Here is a 21,386-nt window from a genome sequence, read left to right as displayed (position 1 = left end):
GGTGCGAGAAATGGGAGAGCAATCGTTTGTTATTCGGGTGTGGGGGCAGGTTCAGGGGGTCGGATTTCGCTATTTCACTCGTGAGCGGGCACTGCAACTGGGTTTGCGGGGTCACGCCTACAACCTGGAGGATGGCTCGGTGGAGATCCTCATCAGCGGCCCCGCGCAGGGAGTGCAGATGATGCTGGGCTGGCTGGAGCATGGCCCGCGCACCGCCAGAGTGACCCGAATGGAGTATGACGAGGCGCAGCCACCCAGCGGTCAGGGCTTTCACACCAACTGAGCTGGCGAGATGAGGTGTCGGTAGGCTTGCGGGGGGCGGCAGTGTGCGAGGGGACTATGCAAAGAGAGGCCAACGGGCCTCTCTTTGGTTTATCGCGGTGAGCGTCGCCGGTGGCGTTACTTAACGCGCATCCCCGGTTGGGCGCCGTCCTGCGGCTCCAGGATCCAGAGATCCTTGCCACCCGGGCCTGCGGCCAGCACCATCCCTTCGGACATGCCAAAGCGCATCTTGCGCGGCGCCAGATTGGCCACCATCACGGTCAGCTTGCCTTCCAGATCTTCGGGGTTGTAGGCGGACTTGATGCCGGCAAACACCTGACGGGTCTCGCCACCGATATCCAGTTGCAGCTTGAGCAGCTTCTCAGCTTCCGGCACCGCTTCGGCCTTGACGATCAGCGCCACCCGCAGGTCAATTTTGGCGAAGTCGTCATAGGCGATGGTTTCGCTGATGGGATCGTCTGCCAGCGGGCCGGTCACTTTTGGTGCCTGCTCTTTGGCCAGATCTTCCTTGGAGGCTTCCACCATGGCTTCGACCTTGGCCGGCTCGATGCGGGAGAACAGCGCCTTGAACGGGGTCAGCTGATGGTTGAGTAGCGGCTGGGCCACGCCATCCCAGGAGAGAGTTTCACCCAGGAAGGCTTCGGCACGTTCAGCCAACAGTGGCATCACCGGCTTGAGGTAGGCCATCAGCACCCGGAACAGGTTGATACCAACGGAGCAGACTTCCTGCAGCTGGGCGTCTGCCCCTTCCTGCTTGGCCAGTACCCAGGGCGCCTTGTCATCCACATAGCGGTTAGCCTTGTCGGCCAGCGCCATGATTTCGCGGATGGCACGGCTGAACTCGCGCGCTTCATAAGCCTCGCTGATGGAGGCGCTGGCGTTGGCGAATTCGGCGTAGAGCTCGGGCTCTGCGCAGGTGGCGGCCAGCTTGCCGTCGAAACGCTTGGCGATGAAGCCGGCGTTGCGGGAGGCGAGGTTGACCAGCTTGTTGACCACGTCGGCGTTGACCCGTGCCACGAAGTCATCGAGGTTCAGGTCCAGATCGTCGATACGGCTGTTGAGCTTGGCGGCGTAGTAGTAACGCAGGCATTCCGGGTCCAGGTGGTTCAGGTAGGTGGATGCCTTGATAAAGGTGCCCTTGGATTTGGACATCTTGGCACCGTTGACGGTGACATAACCGTGCACACACACCTTGGTCGGCTTGCGGAAACCCGCGCCTTCCAGCATGGCTGGCCAGAACAGGGAGTGGAAGTAGACGATATCTTTACCGATGAAGTGGTAGAGCTCGGCACTGGAGTCCGCTTTCCAGTAGCTGTCAAAATCCAGATCGTCACGCTTGTTGCACAGATTCTTGAACGAACCCATGTAACCGATGGGGGCATCGAGCCAGACATAGAAGTATTTGCCCGGCGCATCCGGGATCTCGAAGCCGAAGTAGGGGGCGTCACGGGTGATGTCCCACTGTTGCAAACCGGTCTCGAACCACTCGCCCAGCTTGTTGGCCATCTCTTCTTGCAGGGCGCCGGAGTTGGTCCAGGCCTTGAGCATGTCTGCAAACTGCGGCAGATCGAAGAAGAAGTGCTCGGAGTCTTTCATCACCGGGGTAGCACCGGAAACGGCAGATTTCGGATCGATAAGCTCGGTCGGGCTGTAGGTGGCACCGCAGCTGTCACAGTTGTCGCCGTATTGCTCCGGGGACTTGCACTTGGGGCAGGTGCCTTTGACGAAACGGTCCGGCAGGAACATGGATTTTTCCGGATCGAACAGCTGGGTTATGGTGCGGTTTTTGATGAAACCACCGGCTTTCAGACGGCCGTAGATCAGCTCCGCCAGCTCGCGGTTCTCATCGCTGTGGGTGGAGTGGTAGTTGTCAAAGCTGATATTGAAACCGGCGAAATCGGTCTGGTGCTCTTTGGATACGGCCGCAATCATCTCTTCCGGGGTGATCCCCAGCTGTTGTGCTTTGAGCATGATCGGGGTGCCGTGGGCATCATCGGCACAGATGAAGTGCACCTGATGACCGCGCATTCGCTGATAACGAACCCAGATGTCGGCCTGGATGTGTTCCAGCATGTGGCCAAGGTGGATGGAGCCATTGGCATAGGGAAGGGCGCAGGTTACCAGCATTGTACGAGGATCAGTTGCCATATAGTCGTTCTTGATGTGCTTGTTGGGATGATACAGTGCCGTGCATGTTACCCGAATTGGGGGTAGCCTGCCTAGGGTTGTGGCGGTGCCAACCTTGCTAGCAGCTGTCATCGCTCTTGCAGGCAAGCCACTGATTTATGTGCGGTAACCGTTCACCTCAAGAGAAAGACAAAATAATGAGGAGTTAATGGTGATTGATTCAGTAAAACAGATCCTCGCCGAATTTAAGCCAGCAGGCTGGCACAAGGATCTGGTCGATGCCGGATTCGTTCGTGAGATCATCCGTCAGGATCAGGGGCTGACCATCCGGCTGGTATTGCCGTTTGCCGCTTTGTCGCTGCTCGATCAGCTCAAAGAGAACTTCGATGCCAGGCTGCGCAGCGCCACCGGTGTTTCCCGTATTGACTGGCAGCTTTCTATTGATGTCGCCAGCATGCCCAGAGCACAGGGGCTGGCGGCGGTGCAGGGCATTCGCAACATCATCGTAGTCGCCTCCGGCAAGGGGGGGGTGGGCAAATCCACTACGGCGGTCAATCTGGCGTTGGCGCTACAAAAAGAGGGGGCCCGTGTCGCCATCCTCGATGCTGATATCTATGGCCCCTCCATCCCTACCATGATGGGTACCCTCAAGGAGCAGCCGGTCAGTCGGGATGGCAAGCTGATGGAGCCGGTGATGGCCTGCGGCCTCAAGAGCAACAGCATCGGCTATCTGGTTTCCGAGCAGGATGCCACCATCTGGCGTGGCCCGATGGCGAGCAAGGCACTGGCGCAGATCTTGGGGGAAACCCGCTGGGGCGAGGTGGATTATCTGGTGGTGGATATGCCGCCGGGCACCGGTGATATCCAGCTCACCATGGCCCAGCAGGTGCCCACCTCGGCAGCGGTCATTGTTACCACCCCGCAAGATGTGGCACTGGCCGATGCCCGCAAGGGGATCGCCATGTTCAACAAGGTCAATGTGCCGGTGCTCGGCATCATCGAGAACATGAGTTACCACGTCTGCAGTGCCTGCGGTCACCATGAGCCGCTGTTCGGTACCGGTGGTGGTCAGAAGATGGCAGAGCAGTACCAAGTGGCGCTGCTTGGCCAGCTGCCGCTGCACATCGATATCCGCCAACACATGGATGATGGCTGCCCGACTGTGTTCGGCGCACCGGAAGGGAGCCTGGCTCAGGCCTATTTGAAGCTGGCTCGCAGGGTAGGAGCAGAACTCTTTTTCAGCGCAAAACCGATTGCGACCCCCCTCTATGCCATGGCGCTGGATGAATAATCGGCTATCGGTCACTTGAAAGGGAATTGAGGGTGGGCATTGCCCACCCTTTTTTATATAATGGATCGGTTTAAACCACCCCCACTGCTCTTCTCTTTTAGGTATTCGTCATGTCTGATACTCAACATTCGTGTGTGATCATCGGTATTGCGGGCGCATCTGCGTCAGGCAAAAGTCTTATCGCCCAGACCATTTATGAAGAGCTGGTGGCCGAACTGGGCGCAGGTCAGATTGGTGTGATCACCGAAGATTGCTACTACCGTGATCAGACCCACCTGACCATGGAAGAACGGGTCAAAACCAACTACGACCACCCCAATGCGCTTGATCACGATCTGCTGGTGCAGCACTTGAGCCAGCTGGTCAAAGGTGATGCGGTCGCCATTCCCCAGTACTCCTACACCGAACACACCCGCATGAACGAAGTCACTCCGTTTGCACCGCGCCGGGTGATCATTCTGGAAGGGATCCTGTTGCTGACCGACAGTCGTCTGCGGGATCTGATGGACGCCTCCATCTTTATGGATACCCCCCTCGACATCTGCCTGCTGCGCCGTCTGGTGCGTGACGTGCAAGAGCGAGGCCGTACCATGGACTCCGTACTCAAGCAGTATCAGAAGACGGTGCGTCCGATGTTCCTGCAGTTTATCGAGCCGTCCAAGCAGTATGCTGATGTGATCGTGCCCCGTGGTGGCAAGAATCGCATCGCTATCGACATGCTCAAGGCGCGCATTCGCCACATGTTGATTGGTTAAAACGAAACAAGCCGGGTGATGCCCGGCTTTTTTAAATGAACATTTTGTCAGGAGAGTCGCCCAATGCGTCTGTGTGATACCGATATTGAACGTCATCTTGATGAAGGCAAGATCGTCATTGAGCCAAGACCCGGCGTTGAGCGGATCAGTGGCGTCAGTGTCGATGTGCTGCTGGGTAACGAATTTCGGGTGTTTCGCGATCATACCGCTCCTTATATCGACCTGAGTGGCCCGAGCGGCGAAATGGCCGATGCCATCGAGCGGGTGATGAGTGATGAGATCCACATTCCCGACGGCGAAGCCTTCTATCTTCATCCGGGTCAGTTGGCGCTAGCCGTAACCTATGAGTCGGTTACCCTGCCTGCTGATATCGTCGGTTGGCTCGATGGTCGCTCTTCATTGGCCCGTCTTGGTCTGATGGTGCATGTGACCGCGCACCGGATCGATCCGGGCTGGTCTGGCCGCATCGTGCTGGAGTTTTACAATGGCGGCAGATTGCCGCTGGCGCTGCGCCCCAAGATGAAGATCGGTGCCCTGAACTTCGAAATGCTCTCTGGTGCGGCCGCTCGCCCTTATAACAAGCGGGAAAATGCCAAGTACAAGAGTCAGCAGGGCGCGGTTGCCAGCCGCATCAATCAGGACTGATAACCGGCCACACAGCAACGATTCAAGGGAGCACAAGGTGCTCCCTTTTTACATTTGGAATCAAACGGATATGGGATTTATGGAGCTGGTCGGATGAGATTGGCGGGGGCGGGTTGTTTTATCACCACTGTTTCCCATTTTTCTGTCATAAAAGTGTCATAAAAATGAAATTATTGGCTTAATTGTCAGCTATTTTTGCCCTTTCCCGCAATCATTGATGGCTTTAATTAATCGATGGCAAGCCGCATGAGGGCTGGAGGTAGGATATTTTTTTCCAAAAAGCTCTTTTTTTTTATGGCTGAAATATTTCAATGGTGGCTATGGTGTTGGCCGCCATCTGGCATAATCCGCCGCAACTCATAAACAGGCTTGTTTTTATGTTTGAAATGTTTAGTGGTTTGGGTTTGTGGTGGTCAATCGGTTTGGTATTGGCTGTTTTTTTTGTGCTTGCCTATGAATTTATCAACGGCTTTCACGATACCGCCAACGCGGTAGCAACGGTTATCTATACCAAGGCGATGCCGGCTCACCTGGCGGTAGTCGCATCGGGGATCTTTAACTTTTTGGGCGTCATGTTCGGCGGTCTGGGTGTGGCCTATGCCATTGTCCATCTGCTGCCCATCGACCTGCTGCTTGGGATGGACTCCACCCAAGGGTTGATCATGGTATTCTCCTTGCTGTTTTCCGCCATCGTGTGGAACTTGGGCACTTGGTTCTTCGGGATCCCGGCCTCCAGTTCACATACATTGATCGGTTCCATTCTGGGGGTAGGCGGTGCCTATGCCTGGATCACCCATCAACCGGTGACAGAAGGGATCAACGTGGGCAAAGCGATTGACATCATGCTTTCCCTCATCATCTCTCCCACCATCGGTTTCATCATCGCGGCGCTGCTACTGCTGGCGATGAAGCGCATCTGGACCAGCAACAAGATCCACAAAACGCCGGAAGAGCGTCAGCTGGTGGATGGCAAGAAACACCCGCCGTTCTGGGCACGTCTGACCCTGGTGGCCTCGGCCATGGGCGTCAGCTTCGTGCACGGCTCCAACGATGGCCAGAAGGGCATCGGTCTGGTGATGCTGGTGCTGATCTGCATGGCGCCAGCCTATTTCGCGCTGGACATGAACAGCCGCTCTTATGATCTGGACCGGACCCAGGATGCCAACCAACGGATCATGGAGATCTATCAGCGTAACCAGGCCTCTTTGGGGGAGGTGATCAACTTCTCTGCGCCAGCAACGGCCCAGGAAGAGCTGATGACCCACTGCTCTGCGGATGGTGTGCTACAGGCAATGGCGACACTGGATGCTCGCCTGGGTGCCGTTCGGACTTATCAGGAGCTCAATCTTACCGATCGTCGTGAAGTGCGCCGTTTGCTGCTCTGTATCGATGATACCGCGCGTAAGGTTGCCAAGTTGCCACTGCCAGCCAAAGAGCTGACCGACTTGGCCAAGTGGCGCAAAGACCTGACCGCAACAGCGGAATATGCACCAACTTGGGTTATCGTTTCCATCGCGCTGGCGCTGGGTTGCGGTACCATGGTGGGCTGGCGTCGTATCGTCCATACCGTGGGCGAGAAGATCGGTACCACTGGCATGACCTACAGCCAGGGCATCGCAGCCCAGATCACTGCGGCTACTTCCATCGGTGTGGCTAGTTTGACCGGCATGCCGGTATCCACCACCCATATCCTCTCCTCGGCGGTGGCTGGTACCATGATTGCCAACAAATCCGGCCTGCAGAGCCAAACAATCAAGACGATCCTGATGGCTTGGGTGCTGACTTTGCCGATGACCATGCTGCTATCTGGTGGCTTGTTTATCATCAGTCACCATCTGTTTAGCTGAGCTTGACCACTGATTTTGCTAAAGGGCCTACGGGCCCTTTTTTTATAACTATGCCTATTAGGTGTTGCAGTACGTACATCTGCGCTCTATGCCAACACGCTTGATATTCGTTTCCCTTCCGTAATACGGGATCGTCCTGTGCCAACCCGGACAGTTATTCAGTAGTGGGTCGCCGCGTCATGGGATGGCACCATCCATAGTTTCAACCTACAGTGATGTCCGTTTACCTGCTGGCGATGGTATGCAGCGCTCAACGTGATGATTGCCCACTTTCTTATGGCCACACCCTGCGCGTGACAGGATCTCCATCGCTACAACCCATGGTATCCGGTGGGGCAGGGGGGGCCAAGCCGAGCGAGTGGTTTTAAGATGTACGATGTTTAACAATTTGTTTGATATCGCATGTTTGATACAATCCACGCCGGATCCTGAAACTGACAGCATGACGCACAAACTGATGTGTGTACCGCTCTGTGTACCAACCGTTTGGTTTATGGTGAAACACTAGAGTGAAGAGCTTGATTTTAAAGGAATTATCGCGACTGCATGTGGCCTTTGGTACGGGTCACCACTGTATAAGGAAACCTATAATGCCAATCATTACTCTGCCTGACGGCAGCCAACGTCAATTTGCCCACTCTGTTTCCGTGATGGATGTGGCCGCGGACATCGGTCCCGGTCTCGCCAAGGCGTGCATTGCCGGTCGGGTAAACGGTGAACTGGTGGATGCGTGCGAGCTGATCGAAGCCGATGCTGCGCTGGCCATCATCACCGCCAAAGACGAAGAAGGTCTGGACATCCTGCGCCACTCCTGTGCCCACTTGCTGGGTCATGCTATCAAGCAACTCTGGCCCCAGACCAAGATGGCCATCGGTCCTGTCATTGACAACGGTTTTTACTACGACGTTGACCTTGACCGCACCCTGACCGATGAAGATCTGGCTGCCCTGGAAGAGCGCATGCTGGCGCTGGTAGCCAAGGATTACGACGTCATCAAGAAAAAAGTCTCCTGGCAGGAAGCACGTGATGTGTTTGATGCCCGTGGTGAGATTTATAAAGTCGAGATCCTGGATCAGAATATTGCCCGTGATGACCAGCCGGGTCTCTATCATCACGAAGAGTACGTGGATATGTGTCGTGGCCCGCACGTGCCTAACATGCGTCACTGCCACCACTTCAAGTTGCAAAAAATGTCTGGCGCCTATTGGCGTGGCGACTCCAACAACAAAATGTTGCAGCGTATTTACGGCACTGCCTGGGCCGACAAGAAGCAGCTCAAGGCTTATCTGCAACGATTGGAAGAAGCATCCAAGCGTGATCACCGCAAGATCGGCAAGCAACTCGACCTGTATCACATGCAGGAAGAGGCGCCCGGCATGGTGTTCTGGCACAACGATGGCTGGACCATCTTCCGTGAGCTGGAAACCTTTATCCGCGGCAAGCTTAAAGAGTATGACTATCAGGAAGTGAAGGGTCCCTTCATGATGGACCGCGTCCTGTGGGAGCGTTCAGGTCACTGGGAGAAGTATGCCCAGGCCATGTTCACCACCCAGTCCGAGAACCGCGAGTACGCCATCAAGCCGATGAACTGCCCGGGTCACGTCCAGATCTTCAACCAGGGTCTGAAGTCCTACCGCGATCTGCCGCTGCGGATGGCCGAGTTTGGCTCTTGCCACCGCAATGAACCGTCCGGTTCGCTGCACGGTCTGATGCGGGTACGCGGCTTCACTCAGGATGACGCTCACATCTTCTGTACCGAAGAGCAGATCATGGAAGAGGTCTCCGGCTGTATTCGTATGGTCTATGACGTCTACGGTACCTTTGGCTTCGAGAACATCGTGGTCAAGCTCTCCACCCGTCCCGAACAGCGTATCGGTTCAGATGAGGCTTGGGATCGTGCCGAGGCCGCACTGGCCGAAGCGCTGGATCTCAATGGTCTGAAATACGATCTGCAGCCGGGCGAGGGGGCCTTCTACGGTCCCAAGATTGAATTTACCCTGCATGATTGCCTTGATCGTGCGTGGCAATGTGGTACCGTACAGCTCGATTTTGCTCTCCCCGGTCGTCTGGGCGCCACTTATGTTGGCGAAAACAACGAGCGCCACGTACCTGTGATGATCCATCGGGCCATTTTGGGTTCTATCGAGCGTTTCATCGGTATTCTGACTGAAGAATATGCCGGTCTGTTTCCAACCTGGTTGGCGCCGACTCAGGCTGTGGTCATGAATATCACGGATAATCAGGCCGATTATGCGGTGAAAGTAGCCAAATCATTGAATGATGCGGGTATTCGCGCAAAAGCGGACTTGAGAAATGAGAAGATTGGCTTTAAAATCCGCGAGCATACTTTGAAGCGAGTACCTTTCATGCTGGTCTGCGGCGATAAAGAAGTTGAAGCCGGTAAGATTGCAGTACGGACTCGTAAAGGGGCTGACCTGGGCACTTATCCTGTTGAAGAGTTCATCGCTCTGTTGACCCAGGAAGTTCAGACCCGCGGACAAAAGAAAGTGGAGGAATAAGCTATAAAAGGCGGAAAAAAACTGGGCAAGCAACCGCAAGCCCGCGCTCACCGGATCAATGAAGAGATCCGTCTGAAAGAAGTTCGTCTGACTGGTTTGGATGGAGAAGCTATTGGCGTCACCACCATTCAGGAAGCACTGAACTTGGCCGCAGAGGCCGGAGTTGATCTGGTCGAGATCAGTCCAAATGCTGAGCCGCCCGTTTGCCGGATCATGGATTACGGTAAATTCCTCTACGAAAAGAGCAAAACAACCAAAGAACAGAAGAAAAAGCAGAAAGTCGTCCAGGTTAAGGAAATCAAATTCCGTCCTGGTACTGACGAAGGCGACTATCAGGTAAAACTACGCAACCTGGTTCGCTTTCTAGAAGACGGGGACAAGGCTAAGGTCACCCTGCGCTTCCGTGGTCGTGAAATGGCACACCAGGATCTTGGTATCAAGGTTCTGGAACGCGTCAAGAACGATCTGGAAGAGTTGGCCGTAGTCGAGTCGTTCCCGAAAGTCGAAGGCCGTCAAGCTGTGATGGTCCTCGCACCTAAGAAGAAATCTTAAGGCCCACAAGAAATTGACTCACGGGTTCGCCCGTGAGTCGGTTCGCCTTGCGATTTTGTTGTCACTCACAATGCGGAGTATAAAATGCCGAAGATGAAAACCAACCGGGGTGCTGCAAAGCGCTTCAAAAAGACCGGCTCGGGTCGCTTTAAGTGCAAGCATAACCACCTGCGTCACATCCTGACCAAGAAGAGCAGCAAGCGTAAGCGCAAGCTGGGACCTAAGTTCATGGTTTCTGCTGCCGACCACAAACGTGTTGTCGCTTGTCTGCCGTACGCATAAGGGGGGATGTAAAAAATGCCAAGAGTTAAACGTGGTGTGACTGCTCGAGCTCGTCACAAAAAAGTAATGAAAGCCGCCAAAGGTTACTACGGCGCCCGTTCCCGTGTTTACCGCGTAGCGGTACAAGCGGTAACTAAAGCTGGTCAGTATGCCTATCGTGACCGTCGCCAGAAAAAGCGTCAGTTCCGTCAGCTGTGGATTGCGCGTATCAACGCTGCTGCCCGTCAGAATGGTCTGTCTTACAGCCGTCTGATCAACGGTCTGAAGAAAGCGTCTATCGAGATCGATCGTAAGATCCTGTCCGATATCGCTGTTCACGACAAGCTGGCTTTCACCGCCCTGGTTGAAAAAGCTAAAGCAGCTCTGGTTTAATCCGGTTCTGTTATAAAAGTTAAAAGGAGGCTCAGGCCTCCTTTTTTGTTATTTCTGTTTTGCCGTCAACTTCTTCCCCCACATTTTCAATAAACCACAATAGCTGACTCGACACCCATCAATATGCCAACAAACAAAATCAGTTAACCACTATTTCAAGAGGATAGGGTAGGAGTTGAGACTCGCTTGATATAACAAAATGATTTATAGGGAGAAAAGCAGGCCATAACTATGGTCAGTGAAGGGCCTTTTTTTGTATTATTCCCCTCTTGACCTTATTTAGCCTAAAGGCTCCTGTTTCGGAGTGGTGACGAGGAAGACATGCAACAGCTTGAAGAAGTAGTAGGCCAAGCCAAGGCCGATATTGAGGGCGTGAGCGATATCGCTACCCTCGATGAGATCCGGGTCAAATATCTGGGCAAAAAAGGCTTTTTTACCGAGCAAATGAAGGGCCTGGGCGCCCTGTCTGCTGAAGAACGTCCCGCTGCGGGCGCCGTGATCAACCAGGCCAAACAACAGGTTCAAGATGCCTTGAACGAGTGTCGTGAAGCCCTCGAAATCGCCGTTCTGAACCAGAAACTGGCCGCCGAGACCATCGACGTCAGCCTGCCGGGCCGCCGCATCGAGAATGGCGGTCTGCATCCGGTGACCCGTACCATTGAACGCATCGAGCGCCTGTTTGGCGAGATGGGCTTCAAGGTTGCCCGTGGTCCCGAGATTGAAGATGGCTTCCACAACTTCGATGCGCTGAATATTCCGGCTCATCACCCGGCGCGTACCGATCACGATACCTTCTACTTCAATCCTGATCTGATGCTGCGAACCCACACCTCCGGTGTGCAGATCCGCACTATGCAGCAGCAACAGCCGCCGATCCGCATCATTGCGCCGGGCCGCGTCTATCGTAACGACTACGACATGACCCACACCCCGATGTTCCATCAGGTGGAAGGTCTGCTGGTTGACGAGCATGCCAGCTTTACCGAGCTGAAGGGCATTCTGCACGACTTCCTGCGCAACTACTTCGAGGAAGACTTGACCATTCGCTTCCGCCCTTCCTACTTCCCGTTCACCGAGCCGAGCGCCGAAGTAGACGTGATGGGCAAGAACGGCAAGTGGCTGGAAGTGCTGGGCTGCGGCATGGTGCACCCGAATGTACTGCGTTCGGTCGGTATCGATCCGGAAAAATACTCCGGCTTTGCCTTCGGCATGGGCGTTGAGCGCCTGACCATGCTGCGTTACGGGGTCAACGACCTGCGTGCCTTCTTCGAAAACGACCTGCGCTTCCTCAAGCAGTTCAAGTAAGGGCGAGAGAACATGAAATTCAGTAAATCCTGGGTGATGGAGTGGGTCCGCACCGAGTTGAGTGACAATGCACTGGCCGAGCAGATCACCATGGCTGGTCTGGAAGTGGACGCCGTAGAAGCGGTGGCTGACCAGTTCAACAATGTGGTCGTGGGTGAAGTGGTCGAGTGCGCCCAGCATCCGGACGCCGACAAGCTGCGTGTGACCAAGGTCAACGTGGGCGAAGCCGAGCTGCTGGATATCGTCTGCGGCGCGCCGAACTGCCGTCAGGGCTTGAAAGTGTGCGTGGCCAAAGTAGGGGCGACCCTGCCGGGTGATTTCACCATCAAGAAAGCCAAGCTGCGTGGCCAGCCGTCTCACGGCATGCTCTGCTCTTTCAGTGAGCTGGGTATCGAAGTTGAAGCCGATGGCATCATCGAATTGCCGGCCGATGCCCCCATCGGCACCGATATTCGCGACTATCTCAATCTGAACGACGTTTCCATCGACGTGGATCTGACCCCGAACCGTGCCGATTGCCTCGGTATCGCCGGTCTGGCCCGTGAGATCGGCGTGCTCAACAGCGTGGACGTGGTCGAGCCGACCTGGGCGCCAGCTGTTGCCACCATTGATGCGACCTTCCCGATCCGGGTGGAAGCACCGGCCGATTGCCCCCGTTATCTGGGGCGCGTCATCAAGGGGCTGAACCTGCAGGCCCAGAGCCCGCTCTGGATGCAAGAAAAGCTGCGCCGTGGCGGCATTCGCTCCATCGACGCCATCGTAGACATCACCAACTACCTGCTGCTGGAATACGGTCAGCCGATGCACGCCTTCGATCTGGCTACGCTTGACGGGGAACTGGTGGTACGTCGCGCCCACGCTGACGAGCCGATGACCCTGCTCGACGGCAACGAAGTGAAGCTCAAAGAGACCACCCTTGTGATTGCCGATGCCAAAGGCCCTGCCTGCATGGCTGGTATCTTCGGTGGCAATCGCACCGGCGTCAGCGAGACCACCACCGACATTCTGCTGGAGTGCGCCTTCTTTGCGCCGCTCTCCATCACCGGTCGTGCCCGTGTCTATGGTCTGCACACCGACTCCTCTCACCGCTTCGAGCGCGGGGTTGATCCCGAGCTGCAAGCCAAGGTGATGGATCGTGCCACTCGTCTGCTGCTGGACATTTGTGGCGGAGAGTGCGGCGGTGAAGCGGGTCCGGTCATCGAAGTCAAATCCGATGCCCATCTGCCGAAGGCTGCGCCCATCAAGTTGCGTCGCACCAAGCTCGACAAAGTGATCGGTATCAGTGTGGCTGATGCTCAGGTGGGCGAGATCCTGACCCGCCTTGGCATGCAGGTGACTGTGGATGCTGACGGTTGGACTGCGCTGGCGCCCTCCTGGCGTTTCGATATCGCCATCGAGGAAGACCTCATCGAGGAAGTGGCCCGCATCTACGGCTACAACAACATCCCGAACCTGAAACCGGCCGCTTCTCTGGCGATGGTTGAGCAGGCAGAAGGGCAGGTGACCCTCAAGCGGGTGCGTGATCTGCTGGTTGACCGCGGTTTCCAGGAAGCGATCACCTACAGCTTCGTCGATCCCAAGACCCAGCAAACCCTGTTCCCGCAGAGCGATGCCATCGTGCTGCCGAATCCGATTTCAGTCGAGATGTCCGCCATGCGCGTCTCTCTGTTCCCTGGTCTGGTACAGGCAGTGGTCTACAACCAGAACCGTCAGCAGCCGCGCGTGCGTCTGTTCGAGCAGGGTCTGCGTTTCATCAAGGATGAAAACGCCGAGAACGGCATCCGTCAGGAGCCGATGCTGGCAGGTATCATCATTGGCAACCAGAGCGACGAGCACTGGGACATCAAAACCCGCACAGCCGACTTCTTTGATTTGAAAGGGGATCTGGAAGCAGTGCTGGACTTGACCGCCGAAGGGGCCACCTTTACCTTCGAGCGTACCGAGCACAGCGCCCTGCACCCGGGCCAGAGCGCAGCCATCCTGCGTAATGGCGAGGTCATCGGCCACATCGGCGTGATCCACCCGAGCCTCGAGAAGAAGCTGGGCCTCAAGAGCCGTGCGGTGATGTTTGAACTGGAGCTGGACAAGCTGACTCCGGCCAAGGTGCCGATGGCTGCCGAAGTTTCCAAGTTCCCGGCGAACCGTCGTGACATCGCCGTGGTGGTCGACCGTCAGGTTCTGGCAGGTGATGTTCTTGCAGTAATTAAAAAAGTTGGCGGAAATCAGGTAGTTGGAATAAACTTGTTTGACGTATACCAGGGGGCTGGTATGGCAGAGGACAAGAAGAGCCTGGCCATCAGTCTTGTATTGCAAGATACCCAGCGCACCTTGGAGGAGAAAGAGATTGCCGAGACCGTAGACAATGTCGTGCGGGTCCTTGGTGAAGAGTTGAATGCATCCTTGAGGGATTGATCTATGGCGCTTACCAAAGCCGACATTGCAGAGCACCTGTTCACCCAACTCGGGATGAGCAAGCGTGAAGCCAAAGATATGGTGGAAGCCTTCTTTGAGGAAATCCGACAGGCGCTTGAGCGTGGTGAACAAGTCAAGATTTCAGGCTTCGGTAACTTTGACCTTCGTGAGAAGAATCAGCGTCCTGGACGAAATCCCAAGACGGGCGAAGATATTCCGATCAGCGCCCGTCGGGTGGTGACCTTCCGGCCTGGCCAGAAACTGAAGGCCAGGGTAGAAAATGTTGAACCCAACGAGTGATAAAAAGCCAGGCAGATGCCTGGCTTTTGTTTTCAGATGACAAAACTCCCCATTTTTTTCCTGGGCGCCGTGTTGGCCATGCCGCTGCATGCCATGGTGTTGCCCCTCCCGCCCGCTACCCAAGCCTATGTGGACTCCATCAAGAAGTTGGAAGTCTGTTATCCGGCGACACTTCCACCTCCTTACCTGTTAGCGGAGGGGGGCTTGTTCAAGGATCGCTTGGTCAGACTGGCCGACGTATTGCCGGTGCCGCTGACGATTCATGAATTACCTGACTGGCAAGCTGTGCGTGATGCCCTGTTACAGGGGCGTTGCGATATCGTGCCTCATGTCGGCCCCATCTCCGCCGTACTACCCAACATGCGGGTGAGTCGCGCTATGCTGGAGACCGACTCTGCCATTCTCTATCGTGGCGATCTGCATAACGCGACATTTTTAGCCTCACCCGCCATGGGCTCCACTCGAACGCTCAAGGATCTCTACCCTGATGCGGTGATCAAGCCATTGTCCAAACAGGAAAATCTTTACTCCGCGCTGGAAAGTGGCAAAGGCAACGCCTATCTCGGGGACTATTTGCAACTGCGCTATATGATGCGTGAGTTCCCCGCGGATGGCTTGCGCTTGCGGCGTTTGCTCGGGAATGAGCGGGTAGTCAGCTACCGGCTGATGATGCGTGGTGGACCTGAGTTGGTTCAATTGATTGATACAGCAATTCGCTATATGCCTGCCGGTAGCCTGTACGCTGATTTGGGTCGCTATCTCGACCAAGGGTCCCTTTATATCGACCAGCTGCGCTTGACGGATATTGAGCAAGCCTGGTTGTCCGGCAGACAACGCACGGTGCGTTTGGTGGTGAACCCCGAGTTAATGCCCTATAGCGGCATCAATGAGCAAGGGGAGACAAAAGGGTGGAGCGCGGATGTGTTGCGCTGGGTCACGCAGGAGACCGGCCTGACATTCAAACTGGTGCCCGCCGCCAGCAAGGCGGAGGCGATAGATAAGCTGCGTCGGGGTGAGGCGGATATGATGGCAGGGTTGCCCGAATCACCAGCCCTTGCGGATGAGTTTACCTTCAGCAGGATGATCTCCATCAACCGGTTTGCTCTGATCAGCAAACACACGGTGCCAACTGACCATATCAGTCAGCTTAAACGGCAACGTATTCTGGTCCCTGAGTCGCTCTATGATCCCTCCTTGTTGGCTCAGCTGGGCCAGCAGGAGTGGATCCGTACCGATAATGTGGCGCAAGGGCTGGCCGCTTTGCGTCAGGGCAAAGCAGATGCCATGTTGAGCGAGCTGTATCAGCTGCAATACCCACAGCGTACCAACCTGCTGGAAGGGCTCGATATCGAAGAGCTGGAAGACAAGTTTGGTCTTGGATTTGCGATGAACAAGCAGGAGACCGAGCTGGCCGGGGTGTTAGACCGCAATCTGATGATCCTGACGAGTACCCAAATGGATGAACTCAATCAGCGCTGGCGCCGCCTGCTGGTGGTACAACAGCCCGGGGTGAGTTATGCCGCCTGGTTTGGCTCCATCTTGATGGCGTTGTTGATCAGCATCAGTGTGATTTCGATGATCTGGCGTTCCCGTCAGCAATTGGCCCGGGAGATAGCCCAGCGCCAAGAAGTAGAGAAGGCGCTGGCCATCGAGAGTGAACTGCGTGAAACCATGTTCCAGGCGTTGCCTGTTCCGGTTTTTTTACGCAACAGTCAGGGCAAGGTGATCAAGTCCAACAAACAGGGTCGGCGCTTGGCCATCCGTTATGCGGAGCAGCTGATGCTGCCTCCGGTACAACATCAGAAGAGTGAAGGCGAGCTGGTGTTGGGCGAACAGGTTTTTGCTTATGCCCAGCACCCCTTGCGTTTGGATAAACAAGCGCCCGCGACCGACCTTATTGCGTTATCGGACATCAGTGTGTTGCGTGAGCAAGCTCGTTTCTTGCGCCAGGGTGAACGCCGTTTGCGCGCCTTGACCAATACGGTTCCCGGTGTTGTGCTGCAATTTATGTTTGAGCGGGGGCGGGTAGGGAACATCGAGTTTATCAGCCGGGGTTGCTATGAGTTGCTTGGGCTGGCCAGCCAGCAGATCCGCCGTGAACCGAAACGGGTGCTCACAATGCTGGAGCGTGAAGATCGCCGCCAGGTCCGCCGCGAGATGTTTGCCATGCTGCAGGCCGGTACGCCTTTCTCGTTCACCCTGCGTTACCACCATCCCACCAAAGGCGAACGCTGGTTGCAGCTCTATGGTCGTGGTCGTACCCAGTCACAAGGCTGGCGGATCTATGCGGTGATGCAGGATGTGACGACACGTATCGAGCAGGATCAGGCATTGCAGCACTCCCATGAGCAGGCGCAGCAAGCGGTGCTGGCCAAGGGGCGCTTCATGGCTGCCATCAGCCATGAGATCCGCACCCCGATGAACGCAATACTCGGGTTGCTGGAGTGGTTGGCCAGCACACCATTGTCGCAGGAACAAGGGTCTGCGCTGGCACGGGTACGTCAGGCGGGAGATGAACTGCTTGGCCTGCTCAACGATGTGCTCGATTTCAGCCGCAACGAAAACAGCAAGTTTGCGCTCTCGCCCCAGCCCACCGATTTCACCGAGCTGTGCGAGCACGTGGCGGCGGTACACTGGACCAAGGCGCGGGCCAAGGGATTGCAACTGCGCCTGCAGCTGGACCCGGCTCTGCCAGCCCTGCAGACCCTCGATCCCCATCGGGTGCGGCAGGTGCTGCACAATCTGCTCTCCAATGCCATCAAGTTCAGCCAGCGTGGGGAAGTGGTGCTGTGGGCCGAGCAGGCCGCGTCGACCTTGCGCTTCGGGGTCGATGATGAGGGGCCGGGGATCACCGCCAAGATGCGCCCTACGCTCTTTATGCCCTTCGAACAGTTTGCCGTTGAAGGCCAGCTGCGGGCGCCGGGCACCGGTCTTGGCTTGGCGATCTGCAAACAACTGGTCGAGCACATGGGAGGGCATATCGATGTTGAGGCGCGAGTCGGCGGCGGTAGCCGCTTCTTCTGCGAGTTGCCCCTGAAGCGGGTGCAGCAGAAACCGGACTGGCAGCCCAAGGTACGACAATTGGCGCTCTCCTTACCTCATGATGAAGCGCTGAATATAGCAGCCTGGCTCACCCGATTCGGGATCGTCACCGCCAGCAACGCCCACCATAAATTGCAGGCTGAGGTTGATGAACAGGGTCTCTACTATTGGGCATGGCAAGGGGAGTCCTGGGTCCCCGGCACCATCATCACCCTGCTGCAGCCACGCTTGATCCCTGGCCAACCGGTTGCTGGCACCCAGCCTGGGCTTGGCATGCGGGTACTGCTGGTTGAAGATCACGATGTCAATCGCGAGCTGATCAGCCTGCAGCTGGGGCAACTCGGTGCCACTGTGGTGACCGCCGCCAACGGGCAACTGGCGCTGGAAGTGCTGGCACAGCATGAGGTGGACGTGGTGCTGACCGATCTGCAGATGCCGGTGATGAACGGCGCCGATCTTTGCAGACAACTGCGTCAATCGATCCGCTTATCCCATCTTCCCGTCTATGTGATCACCGCAGATCTCAGTGAGCAGGCGGCGAGTGAGCTGCAATCCTGTGGTTGCGATGGTCATCTCGACAAGCCGGTCGCCCTCAAGGAGCTGGCGACTCTGCTGCGCCATATTGCCAAAGAAGGAGGCAATGCCGTCGCCTCAACACCGGTTGCCTCGCTGCTGACCGATGAACTGGCGGCCCTTTATCTCAAGGCTACCCGGGATGATCTGGCTGAACTTGATCGCTCTTTTTTAGCTAAAGATGATGTTGGCGTGAAAGCTGCTTTACATAAATTGAAGGGGGCCGCCAGAATGGTCGGAGCGACCGGGTTGGTGGCGGTCATTGAAGAGTGGCAACAAGCGCCCCATCCGGCGCTGCAAGCCAGATTGAACCGGGCATTGGAGCAGTTCAGCCAGCAGTTTTCAAAGAGGGCTCAAGATGATCATCACTGATGAAGAATTACTGGCGTTGCTCGATTCGGAAGAGCATGAGTCGGCAGGATTTTGCCCCATTGTGCTCTATGCCCTCGATCGCACCTCCTATGAGCTGGCCAGCACCATGACATTGCCCTCCTATGTCACGCTGATCCGCACCCAACCGGATGCCTGCTGGCAGTGGCAAGGGCTGTTTGCGGCTGGTGCCATCGCGCTTTACGATCCTGGTGCGCATCAGCAGGCTGACTACCTTCCTCAACTGCAACAGCATGAGGGGATCTATGCCATTGGTGAAGATTGGCAGGGAGGCCTCGTGGCCAGTTACCGTGACTGGTGTAACTGGCTGGCGGCGCGCAAGATTTTGCTGCTCGAAGATCATCCGTTCCAAGGAGTGCAAATGCAGCAAACCATCGCCGCATTGGGTCTTTCTTGCCAATGGGTGCAGGACGAAACGACTTGTCTTGCGGCACTGGAGGCGGGCGATATCAGCCTGCTGGTATGCGATCTCAGTCTGGTGGAGCAAGATGCCATCAGCCTGCTGATGAGCCAGCCCCAGTTGCAGGAGGCTGGGCTGCCCATCGTGCTGCTCTCTGCCCACGAGCAGACCCTGATCGACGGTGCCCGCCGATTGCTCCACGATGCCGGTTTCAATATTCTGGCCGCACTGGCCAAGCCGCTTGATTGCGATGCACTGCTCAGGTTACTGCGCGGACTCTATCTGGGCCCGTTGCGTCAGCAGCGCTTAAGTGGTCAGCGCCGAACTATCCGCCTGTGGCAGGGGGCTGTGCTGGGGCAGCTTGGTCTGCTCTCCAGCCCTGGCTTCCAGCATCCGGTCTGGCTGGCGGTGACTGGCTTGCCGAGCCGCTGGGAAGCGCTCAAGGAGTGGTTGGCGGAGCAGTCGCGCACCCCGTCCGAACTGACCCTGCTGATCCACCGTCGCGATCACCTGCTGAGCAATGCGGATCGCTTCGCGCTGGTGCTGCAAGCCAGTCTGGCGGGCAGCAAGCTGGCTCTGCTGCTCGATAGCAGCCAGCATCTGCCCTTCGACCTGCTGGAGCGGCTGCCGTTGCAAGCCGTATTACTGGGGCAGGGGATCCTGCCCGAGCTCGATGCTTTGCCGCCAGACTCCTTATTGGGACGTTTTATGACCCGGATCGGAGAGCTGGGGATTACCATCTATCTTGATGATCCTTACAATTTGCTCGATGTCGAAGTGTGGCGAGATCGCGGTATTGCGGGGCGCTGGTAACTCATGCCGCGCTACCTCTGCTGGCCGATACACAGGGAGCGCCTGGCCAAGGGGCTCGATGGTTGGCCCCATCCGGTTTCGCGCACCGCGCTGCCGCTGGCGATGAGCGTCACAGGCGTACCTTGTCTGCTACGGGAGCTGCATGGTGTAGAGCCTGCTCGCATGCTGGCAGCCTATGATGCACTCAGTGAAGAGAGCATCTATCTGCGTTTTATGCGCGCCAAACGAACGCCAGCTCCGGAACAGGTCGCACAGTTTCTTGATTACAATCCCGATCATCAAATCTCATTATTGCTAACGGATCTGGCGGGTCAGCCGTTGGCTCAGGCTCAATCTATCCGCCGCCGTTTGCATCCCGATCGAGCAGAATTTGCCTGTATCGTGGCGGACCATTTCCAGCATAAGGGGGCAGGCAGACGCATTTTATTGTCGCTGGCACTGCTGGCACGGGCGGACGGGATCCTGGATTGGACGGCGGAAGTGCTGGCCCAGAATCGGCCTATGCTCACCCTATTAAAGCGGTTGGGCTTGCCGCTAACCTTGGTCACTGGTCGAGAGATGGTATTTGTCAGGCTTGATTTGTCGGCGCTGGATCCCTGGTTGCCAGTGCCGCCAGCCGGACCCTTTAAGACCAAGGGCGAATAGAGCCATTTTTTACCCTGTGCTAAGGTCACATTCATTATGCGGGGATAGACGGAGCAGCTTATGGCGCAGTCATATAAACATATCGTGATCCTGACCGGAGCGGGCATCTCTGCCGAATCTGGCATCAAGACCTTCCGAGCCTGTGATGGATTGTGGGAAGAGCACAAGGTCGAGGATGTGGCGACCCCCGAGGGGTATGCCAGGGATCCCGAGCTGGTGCTCGGGTTTTACAACTCTCGCCGCAAACAGCTGCAACAGCCCCAGGTTCATCCTAATCCCGCGCACTATGCGCTGGCCCGCCTTGAGCGTCTCCTGCCCGGTTCGGTTACGCTGGTGACCCAGAATATCGACAATCTGCACGAGAGTGCTGGCAGCAAGAACCTTATCCATATGCATGGTGAGCTGCTCAGGGCCCGCTGCCCCGAGTCCGGGCAGGTGATCGAGTGGCGCGGCGATCTCCATCAGGACGAGCTCTGCTCCTGCTGCCAGTTCCCCCAGCCGATGCGTCCCCATGTGGTGTGGTTTGGCGAGATGCCGCTGGGGCTGGATCGTATTTACAGCGCGCTGGCCCAGTGTGATCTCTTTATCTCTATCGGCACCTCCGGGGCAGTCTATCCGGCCGCCGGTTTTGTCCATGAGGCTGGCCTCAACGGTGCCCATACCATTGAGCTCAATCTCGAACCGAGCGAGGTGGGCAGCCAGTTTGACGAGAAGCGTTATGGCCCAGCCTCCCTGCTGGTGCCCGCCTATGTTGATGAGTTGCTGGAGGCATGCGGCATCCATCAGCCCAAACAGGTGGAGGGGCACAACTGGATGGAGATGCGTGAACGCTAA

The 21,386-nt window shown here is 56.5% G+C and carries 17 protein-coding genes; 16 read left to right on the top strand and 1 reads right to left on the bottom strand.

Translation table 11 applies throughout. From position 1 onward, the window contains the following. The first annotated feature begins 10 nt into the window (after positions 1-10). Positions 11-283: an acylphosphatase gene (locus CK911_RS07070; protein ID WP_098969450.1), complete on the top strand. Its 273-nt coding sequence runs from the start codon at positions 11-13 to the stop codon at positions 281-283. A 116-nt stretch (positions 284-399) separates the two neighbouring features. On the opposite strand, the gene metG is transcribed toward CK911_RS07070, so the two are convergent. Further along, complete coding sequence (gene metG, locus CK911_RS07065; RefSeq protein ID WP_098969449.1) at positions 400-2,430, bottom strand: methionine--tRNA ligase; 2,031 nt, start codon at positions 2,428-2,430, stop codon at positions 400-402. Between the two features lie 187 nt (positions 2,431-2,617). Here metG and apbC point away from each other — a divergent pair, with 187 nt between their 5' ends. The 15 genes from apbC (at position 2,618) to cobB (ending at position 21,386) form a co-directional block, all read left to right on the top strand. Next, complete coding sequence (gene apbC / locus CK911_RS07060) at positions 2,618-3,700, top strand: iron-sulfur cluster carrier protein ApbC (RefSeq protein ID WP_098969448.1); 1,083 nt, start codon at positions 2,618-2,620, stop codon at positions 3,698-3,700. 110 nt (positions 3,701-3,810) lie between these two features. Continuing rightward, positions 3,811-4,455 carry a uridine kinase gene (gene udk, locus CK911_RS07055; RefSeq protein ID WP_005352133.1) on the top strand — a complete coding sequence of 215 codons (645 nt, stop codon included), beginning with the start codon at positions 3,811-3,813 and terminating at the stop codon, positions 4,453-4,455. Positions 4,456-4,518: 63 nt separating this feature from the next. Further along, complete coding sequence (dcd, locus tag CK911_RS07050; RefSeq protein WP_042023221.1) at positions 4,519-5,100, top strand: dCTP deaminase; 582 nt, start codon at positions 4,519-4,521, stop codon at positions 5,098-5,100. A 377-nt stretch (positions 5,101-5,477) separates the two neighbouring features. Then, a complete protein-coding gene (locus CK911_RS07045) occupies positions 5,478-6,947 on the top strand; it encodes an inorganic phosphate transporter (protein WP_042023222.1) in 1,470 nt (489 codons plus the stop codon). 590 nt (positions 6,948-7,537) lie between these two features. Then, complete coding sequence (gene thrS, locus CK911_RS07040) at positions 7,538-9,466, top strand: threonine--tRNA ligase (RefSeq protein ID WP_042023223.1); 1,929 nt, start codon at positions 7,538-7,540, stop codon at positions 9,464-9,466. Positions 9,467-9,487: 21 nt separating this feature from the next. Further along, a complete protein-coding gene (gene infC, locus CK911_RS07035; RefSeq protein WP_244830660.1) occupies positions 9,488-10,018 on the top strand; it encodes a translation initiation factor IF-3 in 531 nt (176 codons plus the stop codon). Positions 10,019-10,102: 84 nt separating this feature from the next. Beyond that, the gene (gene rpmI, locus CK911_RS07030) at positions 10,103-10,300 is read left to right on the top strand and encodes a 50S ribosomal protein L35 (RefSeq protein ID WP_005315535.1); all 198 of its coding nucleotides are present in this window, start codon (positions 10,103-10,105) and stop codon (positions 10,298-10,300) included. A 15-nt stretch (positions 10,301-10,315) separates the two neighbouring features. Further along, complete coding sequence (gene rplT, locus CK911_RS07025) at positions 10,316-10,672, top strand: 50S ribosomal protein L20 (RefSeq protein ID WP_005300683.1); 357 nt, start codon at positions 10,316-10,318, stop codon at positions 10,670-10,672. A gap of 321 nt (positions 10,673-10,993) precedes the next feature. Next, the gene (pheS, locus tag CK911_RS07020; RefSeq protein ID WP_098969447.1) at positions 10,994-11,977 is read left to right on the top strand and encodes a phenylalanine--tRNA ligase subunit alpha; all 984 of its coding nucleotides are present in this window, start codon (positions 10,994-10,996) and stop codon (positions 11,975-11,977) included. 12 nt (positions 11,978-11,989) lie between these two features. After that, positions 11,990-14,389: a phenylalanine--tRNA ligase subunit beta gene (gene pheT / locus CK911_RS07015; RefSeq protein ID WP_098969446.1), complete on the top strand. Its 2,400-nt coding sequence runs from the start codon at positions 11,990-11,992 to the stop codon at positions 14,387-14,389. A 3-nt stretch (positions 14,390-14,392) separates the two neighbouring features. Next, a complete protein-coding gene (gene ihfA, locus CK911_RS07010) occupies positions 14,393-14,689 on the top strand; it encodes an integration host factor subunit alpha (RefSeq protein ID WP_005300715.1) in 297 nt (98 codons plus the stop codon). A 15-nt stretch (positions 14,690-14,704) separates the two neighbouring features. Further along, positions 14,705-18,676, top strand: coding sequence for a transporter substrate-binding domain-containing protein (locus CK911_RS07005; protein ID WP_098969445.1), 3,972 nt, complete (start codon positions 14,705-14,707; stop codon positions 18,674-18,676). Then, the gene (locus CK911_RS07000) at positions 18,663-19,907 is read left to right on the top strand and encodes a response regulator (RefSeq protein ID WP_098969444.1); all 1,245 of its coding nucleotides are present in this window, start codon (positions 18,663-18,665) and stop codon (positions 19,905-19,907) included. Before CK911_RS07005 ends, CK911_RS07000 begins: the two co-directional genes overlap by 14 nt. A 3-nt stretch (positions 19,908-19,910) precedes the next feature. Next, on the top strand, positions 19,911-20,552 hold the full coding sequence (locus tag CK911_RS06995; RefSeq protein ID WP_042023329.1) for a hypothetical protein: 642 nt from the start codon (positions 19,911-19,913) through the stop codon (positions 20,550-20,552). A 60-nt stretch (positions 20,553-20,612) separates the two neighbouring features. Continuing rightward, entirely contained in the window at positions 20,613-21,386 is a 774-nt protein-coding gene (gene cobB / locus CK911_RS06990) for a Sir2 family NAD+-dependent deacetylase (protein ID WP_098969443.1), read from the top strand.

Origin of the sequence: Aeromonas sp. CU5 (assembly GCF_002586745.1) — a bacterium.
Classification (GTDB): domain Bacteria; phylum Pseudomonadota; class Gammaproteobacteria; order Enterobacterales; family Aeromonadaceae; genus Aeromonas; species Aeromonas sobria.
Note: the sequence above shows the minus strand (reverse complement) of the source record. Positions and strands in the feature narration are given on the sequence as shown.